This window comes from Streptomyces laurentii, from assembly GCF_040635425.1.
Taxonomy (GTDB): Bacteria; Actinomycetota; Actinomycetes; order Streptomycetales; family Streptomycetaceae; genus Streptomyces; species Streptomyces laurentii.
This window is the reverse complement of sequence record NZ_JBEYHT010000027.1, coordinates 16,319-26,651: the sequence shown is the minus strand read 5'-3', so window position 1 is coordinate 26,651 and position 10,333 is coordinate 16,319. Positions and strand designations below refer to the sequence as shown.

Here is a 10,333-nt window from a genome sequence, read left to right as displayed (position 1 = left end):
ACGTCCCCGACCGCGACGCCCCGCACCCGAGCGCCCCACGACATCGAAGCTGTGAAGAAGAAGCAGAGGAGGCACGCATGAGCACGCCCGTGACCGGCGAGGCCGTCATCACCATCAGCGGCGCCACCGCCACCCTCGGCGCGCGTCCCGTGCTGCGCGGCGTCGACCTCACCGTCCGGCGCGGCGAGGTCGTCGCCCTGCTCGGCGCCAACGGCTCCGGCAAGTCCACGACCATCCGCGCGCTCATCGGCCAGGTGACGCTGACCGGTGGTTCCATCGACCTGTTCGGCACTCCGAAGAAGCGTTTCCGCGACTGGGCCCGGATCGGTTACGTCCCGCAGCGCACCACCGCCTCCAGCGGCGTGCCCGCCACCATCCGCGAGGTCGTCACCTCCGGTCGGCTGTCCCGCCGCCGGTTCGGCTGGCCGAACAAGGCCGACAAGGCCGCCGTCGAGCGGGCCATCGACCTGGTCGGCCTCGCCGACCGCGCCGGGGACTCCGTCTCCGCGCTCTCCGGCGGCCAGCACCAGCGGGTGCTGATCGCCCGCGCGCTCGCCTCCGAGCCCGAGCTGCTGATCATGGACGAGCCGATGGCCGGCGTCGACCTCGCCAGCCAGGAGATCCTCGCCGCCACCCTGCGCGAGCAGGTCGCCGGCGGCACCTCCGTCCTGCTCGTGCTGCACGAGCTGGGCCCGCTGGAGCCGCTGATCGACCGCGCCGTCGTCCTGCGCGACGGCTGCGTCGTGCACGACGGCCCGCCGCCCGAGGCCGTCGGCCAGCACGCGCTGCCCGGCCACGACCACGTCCACCCGCACGCGGCCGACGAGCCGCTCCGTACAGGTCTGCTGACCTGACGGCCGACGAGAAGAAGCAGACCCATGGAAATGCTCCAGGACGCGTTCATGCAGCGCTCCCTCCTCGCCGCGCTGCTCATCGGCATCACCGCCCCCGCCGTCGGCGTCTACCTCGTGCAGCGCCGCCAGGCGCTGATGGGTGACGGCATCGGCCACGTCGCCATGACCGGTGTCGGTCTCGGCTTCCTGCTCAACACCAGCCCCATCTGGATGGCCACGCTCGTCGCCGTCGTCGGCTCGGTGATCATGGAACTGATCCGGGCGTACGGGAAGACGCGCGGCGACCTCGCCCTCGCGCTGCTCTTCTACGGCGGCATGGCGGGCGGCGTGCTGCTCATCAACCTCACCCCGACCGGCTCCAACGCCAAGCTCAGCTCGTTCCTCTTCGGCTCGCTGTCCCTGGTGTCACCCGAGGACGTCGTGACGATCGCCGTGCTCGCCGCGCTCGTCATGCTCGTCACCGTCGGTCTGCGCCGCCAGCTGTTCGCCGTCAGCCAGGACGAGGGCTTCGCCCGCGTCACCGGCCTGCCGGTGCGGCTGCTGAACCTGCTGATCGCGGTCACCGCCGCCGTCACCGTCACCGTCGCCATGCGCGTCGTCGGCCTGCTGCTCGTCAGCGCGCTGATGGTGGTCCCGGTCGCCGCCGCCCAGCAGCTGGCGCGGTCCTTCCGTACGACCTTCGCGCTGGCCGTCGTCATCGGCACCGGCGTCACCCTGACCGGTACGACCGCCTCGTACTACCAGGACCTGCCGCCCGGCGCGACGATCGTGCTCCTCGCGATCGGTGTGTTCATCGCCCTCACGGCGCTCGCCGCGCCGCTCGCCAGGCGCCGCGCCCGGGCCGCCGAGACCGCGACACGGGTCTGCGACGCGGCGGTCCCGGCCGTCCGCCGCCCGGCGGACGACGTGCGGGTCTGAGACACCCGCGGGGCGGATGTCCGGGGCGCGCCACGGGCTCGCCCCCGGGACAGGGGAGGCTGGCAGAATGGCGGGGGCAGACCAGGATTTAGGAGGCCCCCGTGGCAACGGCAGGACCCCCCGTACGAGGCCGCTCGACCCGACAGCGGGCGGCCGTGTCGGCCGCGCTGAGCGAGGTGGACGAGTTCCGCAGCGCCCAGGAGCTGCACGACATGCTCAAGCATCGTGGCGACTCCGTCGGCCTCACCACCGTCTACCGCACGCTCCAGTCCCTCGCCGACGCCGGCGAGGTCGACGCGCTGCGCACCAGCGACGGCGAGACCGTCTACCGGCGCTGTTCCACCGGTGACCATCACCACCATCTGGTGTGCCGCATGTGCGGCACGGCCGTCGAGGTCGAGGGCCCGGCGGTGGAACAGTGGGCGGAGACCATCGCGGCGGAGCACGGCTTCGTGAACGTCGCGCACACGGTCGAGATCTTCGGCACCTGCGCGGAGTGCGCCGCGGCCAGGTAGTCCGTACGCCTCGTGCGAGGTGACACACGACGGCGGGCCCGCACCGGACATCACGTCCCGGTGCGGGCCCGCCCTCGTTTTACCGGCCTTCGTCTGCCGGCTGCCGGAGCCCTGACGCGGACGCGGACGCGGGCCGGAACCGGCGTCCGCGTCCGGGCCCCGTCGGGCAGTGCCGTCAGAGCCGGGTGGCGTGCCGGTCCAGGAGCGTGCGGAGCCGTTCGACGTCCGCCGGGTCGGCGAAACCGCGCTTGGGCAGGGCCGCGACGCCCACCCGCGCCTTGTCGGCGGTCAGCAGGACGAACTGCGTGGCCGTCTCCTGATAGCGGGTCATCATCCGCCAGCGCTGGGCGGTCTCGCTCTCGCGGGTGCTCCAGCGGACCCCGCTCTCGTCCACCCGCGCCCGGAACTCGCCCTGCCGGCCGACCAGCCCGTACATCTGCCGGGCGGAGAGCCGGGCGAGCAACGGGCCGAGGACCAGGGTGAGCAGTCCGAGCGCCACCAGGAAGACCACCCGGACCGGATCCGGCTCGTCGGAACCGAAGAACTCCATGAGCGTCCCGAACACCGCCATGACGGTGGAGAACGGGATCAGCCAGCGCACCCGCCGGAACGACCCGTACCGCATCTGCACCCGTACGGCGTCGAGCACGTCGGCCCGCGTCGGCAGGTATGTCAGCTCGAGCGCCGCCCCCGCCGCCCCGGGCTCCGGCTCGGCGTCGGGCCGTGTCCCCGGCGCGCCGAGCCGGCCCCCCTCGGACACGCTCACCTCTTGTCGAGAATGGCCATGTCCGCCGGGTCCACGCCACCGAAGCGACGGTCCCGCGAGGCGTACTCGACGCACGCGCGCCACAGGTCGCGGCGGTCGAAGTCCGGCCACAGCACGTCCTGGAAGATCATCTCGGCGTAACTGCTCTGCCAGATGAGGTAGTTGGAGGTGCGCTGCTCGCCGCTGGGGCGCAGGAAGACGTCCACGTCCGGCATGTCCGGGTAGTAGAGGTACTTCTGGATGGTCTTCTCGCTGACCTTCGACGGGTCGAGCTTCCCAGCCGCGACGTCCTCGGCGATCTTCTTCGCCGCGTCGGCGATCTCCGCGCGCCCGCCGTAGTTGACGCAGAAGTAGAGCGTCATGGCGTCGTTGTCGACGGTCTGCTCCTGGGCGACCTGGAGCTCCTGGACGACCGACTTCCACATCTTCGGCATACGGCCGACCCAGCGGATCCGGATGCCCAGCTCGTTCATCTCGTCGCGGCGGCGGCGGATGACATCGCGGTTGAAGTTCATGAGGAAGCGGACCTCTTCGGGCGAGCGCTTCCAGTTCTCGGTGGAGAAGGCGTAGAGGGAGAGGTTCTTGACGCCCATCTCCAGGCAGCCCTTGAGCACGTCGAGCACGACGCCCTCGCCGACCTTGTGCCCCTCGGTGCGCGGCAGGCCGCGTTCCTTGGCCCAGCGGCCGTTGCCGTCCATCACGACGGCGACGTGGTTCGGCACCAGCTCGGACGGGAGCTTCGGCGGAGTCGCGCCGGACGGGTGGGGCTCGGGAATCTTGTACTCCCGGCGCTGACGTCCGAGGATTCCGCGTCGTGCGATGGCCATGCGATGGATCTCCTAGCTCTTCTCTACATAGCGCAGCGAGCGCAGCCCTCGCTCCAGGTGCCAGTGGAGGTAGGCGGACACCAGCCCGCTCGCTTCCCTGACGTGGCGCGGCTCGGCCGCGTCCGCGGTCTCCCAGTCGCCGGTGAGCAGCGCACTGAGCAGCCCTACGGCCTCCGCAGAGGGTACGACGCTTCCGGGCACCCGGCAGTCACCGCAGATCACTCCGCCCGCGGCGACCGAGAAGAAACGGTTCGGGCCGGGCAGTCCGCAGCGCGCGCAGTCGTCGAAGCTGGGCGCGTAGCCGTTGACGGCGAGCGAGCGGAGCAGGAAGGCGTCAAGGATGAGGTGCGGGGCGTGCTCCCCCCGGGCGAGGGTGCGCAGTCCGCCGACGAGCAGCAGGTACTGCTGGACGGCCGGCTCGCCCTCGTGGTCGGTGAACCGTTCCGCCGTCTCCAGCATGGCGGTGCCGGCGGTGTAGCGGGCGTAGTCGGTGACGATCCCGCTGCCGTAGGCCGCGATCGTCTCGCTCTGGGTGCAGAGCGGCAGTCCGCGTCCGATCAGCTCGCTGCCCCGCGCGAAGAACTGCACGTCCACATGGGAGAAGGGTTCGAGCCGGGCCCCGAACTTCGACTTCGTGCGCCGCACTCCCCGCGCCACGGCGCGTACGCGCCCGTGACCGCGGGTGAGGAGGGTGATGATGCGGTCCGCTTCTCCCAGTTTCTGGGTGCGCAGCACGATGCCGTCGTCGCGGAACAGACTCATGCGCCCATTCTCGCGCATGCGCCCGGCGCTCCCGGCCGGGGCCGGGGGGCAGCGCGGGAGCCCCGGACGGGCGGGGCAGGACCGGGGCCGCGGATACGAGCCCCGTACCCCTCAGACGGGGGAGACGGCGGCCGGGGCTATGGCGGAGCCCCCGAAGACCACCGCGTTGCGCGCAGAGGTCTGGGCGCGCGCCCAGCGGGGGAAGGCGGACTCGGCGGCCTGGAGGAAGGGAGCGACCCGGACGCGGGCGAGTTCCGGGTCGCCCTTGCGGCGGAAGGCGGCCTCCACGGACTTCACCGCGGTGAGGTCGCTGTACACGATCACCCCGTTCATCAGCAGGACCGCAGAGGAGAAGACCCAGGTCAGCGCCTGGGCCAGGTCGGCGCCGGCGAAGTTCAGCGCGGCGGTGACGGCCATCACCGCGGCGACGGCCACCGGAGCGGCGGTCTCGTGGCCCCCGGCGTCGAACCGGAGCCGGTTCTCCTCCAGGACCTCCAGGCGGACGTCCTGCCCGCGCAGCTCGGCGACGGCGGCGGCCTTCGCGGCGGGACCGAAGCGGTGGCGGACCACCGGGATGCTGACGAAGGCGGCGGCGACGAGCAGCTGACCGGCCGCGGTGAGGGCACTCATGGGACTCCCCTTCGATCGACTTGCACTAAGTTCAAGCGGCTGATGAAGAAGACGGTAGACCACGACTTGAACACCGTGCAAGCCCTTTCTTGAACTTTGTGCAAGCCGCCGCGACTGCGTACGGTGAGGCCATGCCGCGCGACACGCTCACCCGCCACCAGATCGTCAGCACCGCCGTCGAACTCCTGGACGCCGACGGCCTCGAAGGTCTCAACATGCGCGCCCTCGGCAAACGGCTCGACTCCGCCGCCACCGCCGTCTACTGGCACGTGAAGAACAAGGACAACCTCGTCCTCCTCGCCACCGACCAGGTGTGGGGCGAGCTGAAGCTCCCCGACCCGGACACCGCCGGCTGGCGCGCCGCGGCCTCCGCCATGGCCACGGACCTGTACGAGATGTTCGTCCGGCACCCCTGGCTGGTGCAGGTCCTCGCCGCGCACCTCGTCTACGGCGAGGGCAAGGCCCGCCACGACGACCACAGCCTGGCCGTCTACGAGGCCGCCGGCTTCACCGGCACCCAGGCCGACCGGGCGGCGGCCACCGTCTTCACGTACGTCCTCGGCAACGCGGCCGGCGTCGCCGCGACCGCCTCGCTCACCCGCCGGCACGGCGAGGACCGCACCGCCGTCGAGGAGCAGCTCGAAGAGACCCTGGCCAAGGCCCGCAAGATCGCCCTGCGCTACCCGCGCCTGCGCACCCGCCTGGAGAACCAGGCCGCGGCCGAGTACGCCGCAGCCCCCGACCGGACCTTCGAGTTCGGCCTCCGCGCCCTGCTCGACGGCCTGGAGCAGGAACTCGTATAGGGACAGGCCCCGTCGGGCCCGGAGCGGATCCACAGCCCCGCGTCACCACGTCACCGCCGGACGGCTCCCGGTCCGCCCCTCCCTAACCCCCTCGACAGCAACACGAAAGGCCCGACTCCCGCCATGGTGTATCGGCGTACGGAACGCACGGAGCGGCACGCCCGGACGAAGGAGGAGGCCTTCGTGCGCGCCGCGCACGAGCTGGTGGCCCACGAGGGTTTCGCCGGGGCGAAGGTGGCCGCGGTGGCCGGGGCCTGCGGGGTCAGCGCGGGCTCGCTCTACTCGTACTTCGGAAGCAGGGACGAGCTCCTCGCGCGGGTCTTCCGGCGTGCCGCCGGACGTGAACTGGCCGCCGTACGCGCGGCGGTGGACGCCGCACCCGCCCGCCCCGAGGCCCGGCTCGAAGCGTTCGCCGACACCTTCACGGTGCGCGCCCTGCGCGGCCGGAGGCTGGCGTGGGCCCTGCTCTTCGAGCCGGTCTCACCGGTGGTGGAACGGGAACGGCTGCTGTACCGGCGGGAGTACGCGCAGGTGTGCGAGGGTGTCATCCGTGACGGCGTCGCGGTCGGACGGTTCGCCCGGCAGAATCCGGCGGTCGCGGCCGGTGCCGTCATCGGCGCCATCTCCGAGGCGCTGGTCGGCCGGCTCTCGCCGGAGGTCGCACGGCGGGCGGAGGTGCCGGACGAGCAACTGGTCGACGAGATCCGCGACTTCTGCCTGCGCGCCCTCGGCCGCGTACCCGCCTGAGCCCCGCCCCCTCTCCCCCACCCCCTCGCCCCGCCTTCCCGGCCTCCCCACCGCGCACTCCCGCCGATTCATTGCCTCGCCCCCGCCCCCTCCGTACCATGAATTGAACGTGGATTCAGAGCTTGACCTGCGACGGGGGCACCATGCGTCAGAGTGAACAAGTAGCCATGATCAAGCGCCTTCTCGCGCTGCGCGAGACGCGCCGCGACGAGAAGATGCTCGACGAGGTCGTCACGATTCCGGTCACCAAGTACACGGACGAGGCCCTCCTCCAGCGGGAGATCGACTCGGCCTTCTCCCACTACCCGCTGATCGCCGGCCACTCCTCGGCGCTCGGCGAGCCCGGGGCGTATCTCACCAGCGACTGGGACCGGTTTCCGTACATCGTCGTCCGGGGCGAGGACGGCCGGGTCCGCGCCTTCTACAACCAGTGCCGCCACCGCGGCGCCCGCCTCGCCGACCAGCCGTCGGGGACCGTGCAGAACTTCATCTGCCCTTTCCACGGCTGGGTCTACGGGCTCGACGGCGCCCTGAAGGGCATCACCCGGTCGCATGACTTCCCCGGCGTCAAGACCTGCGACTACGGCCTGGTGGAGCTGCCCGCCACGGAGTCCGGCGGCCTCATATGGGTGGGCCGCACACCCGGCGAGGAGCTCGACATCCCCGGCTTCCTCGGGACGTTCCACGACGACCTGGTGAACTTCGACGTGGCCTCCCTCGTCCGGTACAAGAAGACCAAGGTGGTCAAGGAAGCCAACTGGAAGCTGCTGATCAAGACGTACCTGGAGGGCTACCACGTCCCGTATCTGCACCGGGACACCCTCGCCTTCGCCTTCAAGAAGGGCGTGATCGCGCACGACGAGGACGGGCCGCACATCCGGCTGTCCGCGGCACGCACCAACATCGGCGAGATCACCCTCAAGGCGGAGGAGGAGTGGCGCATCCTGGACTACGCCTCGGTGTACTACACGCTCTTCCCCAACACCTTCTTCATCCTGCATCCCGACTACGTGTCCATCAACACGTTCTGGCCGCTGGCACCGGATCGCACGGTCTGGACCCACGAAATGCTCTACCGTGACGGCGACTTCCCCGGATCCAAGGGGCAGAGCGCGCTCGCCAAGCGCTTCGCGTTCACCAACGACACGGTCTTCGACCAGGAGGACTTCGCCATCGCCGAGAACGTGCAGCGGAGCCTCCTCCACGGCGGCAGCGACCATCACGTCCTGGGGCTGGCGGAGGGACTGCTCGCGATGTTCCAGAACACCATCGACGAGCGCCTCACCGACCCGGACGCGGACACCCCCACGGCCCCCACGACCCCCGTCGCACCCACGGCCCCGTGACTCCCCCCATCACCGGAACCCGCGCCCCCACCACCCCCACCACGAACGACAGGACGGCACTCATGACCACGGACCTCACCGGTTTCGCCCACGGCATCTTCAAGGCCCAGCCGTTCAGCGTGTTCCTGGGCGCCGAACTCACCTCCGTGGGGCCCGACTCGGCCGAGATCCGCATCGCCAACCGGCCCGAGATCCAGCAGCAGCACGGCTTCGTCCACGGCGGCGTGCTCAGCTACCTGGCCGACAACGCGCTGACCTTCGCCGGCGGCCTCGCCCTCGGCGGCGACGCGCTCACCGCCGAGTACAAGATCAATTACGTACGTCCCGCGGTGGGCGAGGTCGTCATCGCCCGCGCCAAGGCGACCGCCACGACCCGCCGCCAGGCCGTCTGCCAGTGCGAGATCCACGTCGTCTCGGAGCAGGGCGAGGAGCGCCTGGTCGCCGTCGCGCAGGGCACGATCGTCAGCGCGGGCAAGCAGCAGGACTGAGCGCGGGACCAGCCGACGGAACGGCCCGTGGCGCGCCGACAACGCATCACGGGCCGGCCGTCAGCACCCGCTCGCGCAGGACGTGCTTCTGCACCTTCCCGGAGGGCGTACGCGGCAGCGCCGCGACCGTCACCAGGTCCCGGGGGATCTTGTACTTCGCCAGCCGGCCGGCCAGGAAGTCGCGCAACTCCTCGACCGTCACCGCCGATTCGGCCTCCACCACGGCGACGACGGTCTCGCCCCAGTCCCGGTGCGGCCGCCCGACGACGGCGGCGTCCCGGATCGCCGGGTGCTGCAGGATCGCCTCCTCGACCTCGGGCGCGTAGACATTCTCCCCGCCGGTGATGACGACGTCCTTGCTCCGGCCGACGATGAACAGATAGCCGTCCTCGTCCACCCGCGCGAGATCCCCGGACTTGTACCAGTCGCCCTCGAAGGCGCGCTCCGTCGCCTCCGGATCGTCGAGGTAGCCCAGCATGCGGGTGCCCGACCGCAGCCACAGCTCGCCGATCTCGCCGGCCCCGGCGTCCCGGCCGTCGTCCCCGACCACGCGGATGTCCACGCCCGGCATGCCGCCCGCCCCGATCGACCCGGCCTTGACGAGCTGCTCGTGGGGGTGCAGGACGGAGCCCACCGGCCCCATCTCGCTCATCCCGTACACCTGGCAGAAGCGGTCCTCGCCGTACACCGCCTCCAGTGCCCGTACGGTCTCGGCGCCCAGCGGCGCGCCGCCGTACGCCCACAGCCGCACGTCCGACAAGCCGAATCCGGACAGGTCCACACCTGCCGTGGGCAGGGTCTTCAGCGGGGCGAGGTACGCGATGGGGGCGCCGAAGAAGGCCGTGACGCGGTGCGCGCGCACGGCTTCGAGGAAGCGGAGGGGGTGGTACTCCTTCAGCAGGACGACGGTGCCGCCCAGGAAGATCATCGACAGGAACCAGTTGTTCAGGGGCGAGGCGTGCCAGATCGGCATGGCCATCAGGAACCGGTCCTCGCGCCGCAGTCCGGCGGCGGCCGTGGTGTAGGCGGGCACGGCGGACAGTCCGCGGTGCGAGTGCAGACAGCCCTTGGGCGCGCCGGTCGTACCGGAGGTGTAGAGCACCTGCGCGACGGCGTCGGGGCCGACCTCCACCCCGTCCCATTCGGGTGCCTCGGCGACCAGCCGGTCGAACTCCCCGCCGCCGGTGTCGTCCGTGGTGAGCACGTCGGCCTCGGGGGCGCCTTCCCGCATCCGGCCGGCCAGGTCGTCCGCGACGACGGCGACCCGCAGCTTCGCGTGGCCCGCGAGGTACGCCAGTTCGGGCGCGGTCAGTTTGTGGTTGACCGGTACGAGCGCCGCCCCGGCCCGCCAGATCCCAAACGCCGCCACGGCGAAGGCGGGGGTGTTGTACGTCATCACGCCCACCCGGTCCCCCGGCCGCACCCCGCGCTCGCGCAACACGGCGGCGGCCCGCTTCGAGGCGGCGAGCAGCTCGGCGTACGTCATCGACCCCAGGTCGGACACGAGGGCCGGCTTGTCGCCGCAACCGCGGGCCGAGGCCTCCAGCATCCACGTCAGGTTCACCGCAGGGTCCTCCGCATCATCGTGGGGGCTGCCACCACGCCGAGGATTCCTCGGCGTGGCGAGAATTGAATCATCGTTCAATACCCTGCGGAAGCTTCAACTGCCGTTGCGAC

12 protein-coding genes are annotated in these 10,333 nt (G+C 71.3%); 7 read left to right on the top strand and 5 right to left on the bottom strand.

All coding sequences use genetic code 11. The features are described from left to right. The first annotated feature begins 77 nt into the window (after positions 1–77). From ABZ693_RS18555 to ABZ693_RS18545, 3 genes are all read left to right on the top strand, one after another. Positions 78–854, top strand: a complete 777-nt coding sequence (locus ABZ693_RS18555) for a metal ABC transporter ATP-binding protein (RefSeq protein WP_359878117.1) — start codon at positions 78–80, stop codon at positions 852–854. Between the two features lie 24 nt (positions 855–878). After that, on the top strand, positions 879–1,772 hold the full coding sequence (locus ABZ693_RS18550; protein WP_359878114.1) for a metal ABC transporter permease: 894 nt from the start codon (positions 879–881) through the stop codon (positions 1,770–1,772). A 101-nt stretch (positions 1,773–1,873) separates the two neighbouring features. Continuing rightward, on the top strand, positions 1,874–2,287 hold the full coding sequence (locus ABZ693_RS18545; RefSeq protein WP_359878112.1) for a Fur family transcriptional regulator: 414 nt from the start codon (positions 1,874–1,876) through the stop codon (positions 2,285–2,287). Positions 2,288–2,462: 175 nt separating this feature from the next. Here the strand turns inward: ABZ693_RS18545 and ABZ693_RS18540 are convergent, their stop codons facing one another. The 4 genes from ABZ693_RS18540 to ABZ693_RS18525 form a co-directional block, all read right to left on the bottom strand. Further along, on the bottom strand, positions 2,463–3,047 hold the full coding sequence (locus ABZ693_RS18540; protein WP_359878110.1) for a YcxB family protein: 585 nt from the start codon (positions 3,045–3,047) through the stop codon (positions 2,463–2,465). A 2-nt stretch (positions 3,048–3,049) separates the two neighbouring features. Then, on the bottom strand, positions 3,050–3,874 hold the full coding sequence (locus tag ABZ693_RS18535) for an isoprenyl transferase (RefSeq protein WP_359878243.1): 825 nt from the start codon (positions 3,872–3,874) through the stop codon (positions 3,050–3,052). Between the two features lie 18 nt (positions 3,875–3,892). Continuing rightward, positions 3,893–4,642 carry a DNA repair protein RecO gene (recO, locus tag ABZ693_RS18530; protein WP_359878109.1) on the bottom strand — a complete coding sequence of 250 codons (750 nt, stop codon included), beginning with the start codon at positions 4,640–4,642 and terminating at the stop codon, positions 3,893–3,895. A gap of 111 nt (positions 4,643–4,753) precedes the next feature. Continuing rightward, positions 4,754–5,272 (bottom strand): hypothetical protein, encoded by a 519-nt coding sequence (locus tag ABZ693_RS18525; RefSeq protein WP_359878107.1) that lies wholly within the window; start codon positions 5,270–5,272, stop codon positions 4,754–4,756. Positions 5,273–5,403: 131 nt separating this feature from the next. Here ABZ693_RS18525 and ABZ693_RS18520 point away from each other — a divergent pair, with 131 nt between their 5' ends. From ABZ693_RS18520 to ABZ693_RS18505, 4 genes are all read left to right on the top strand, one after another. Continuing rightward, a complete protein-coding gene (locus ABZ693_RS18520; protein ID WP_359878104.1) occupies positions 5,404–6,075 on the top strand; it encodes a TetR/AcrR family transcriptional regulator C-terminal domain-containing protein in 672 nt (223 codons plus the stop codon). A gap of 123 nt (positions 6,076–6,198) precedes the next feature. Further along, complete coding sequence (locus ABZ693_RS18515) at positions 6,199–6,822, top strand: TetR/AcrR family transcriptional regulator (protein ID WP_359878102.1); 624 nt, start codon at positions 6,199–6,201, stop codon at positions 6,820–6,822. A 167-nt stretch (positions 6,823–6,989) separates the two neighbouring features. After that, a complete protein-coding gene (locus ABZ693_RS18510; protein WP_359878099.1) occupies positions 6,990–8,168 on the top strand; it encodes an aromatic ring-hydroxylating oxygenase subunit alpha in 1,179 nt (392 codons plus the stop codon). Positions 8,169–8,230: 62 nt separating this feature from the next. After that, positions 8,231–8,656, top strand: coding sequence for a PaaI family thioesterase (locus ABZ693_RS18505; protein WP_359878096.1), 426 nt, complete (start codon positions 8,231–8,233; stop codon positions 8,654–8,656). Between the two features lie 46 nt (positions 8,657–8,702). On the opposite strand, the gene ABZ693_RS18500 is transcribed toward ABZ693_RS18505, so the two are convergent. Further along, a complete protein-coding gene (locus tag ABZ693_RS18500) occupies positions 8,703–10,220 on the bottom strand; it encodes a class I adenylate-forming enzyme family protein (RefSeq protein ID WP_359878094.1) in 1,518 nt (505 codons plus the stop codon). Between the last annotated feature and the right edge of the window lie 113 nt (positions 10,221–10,333).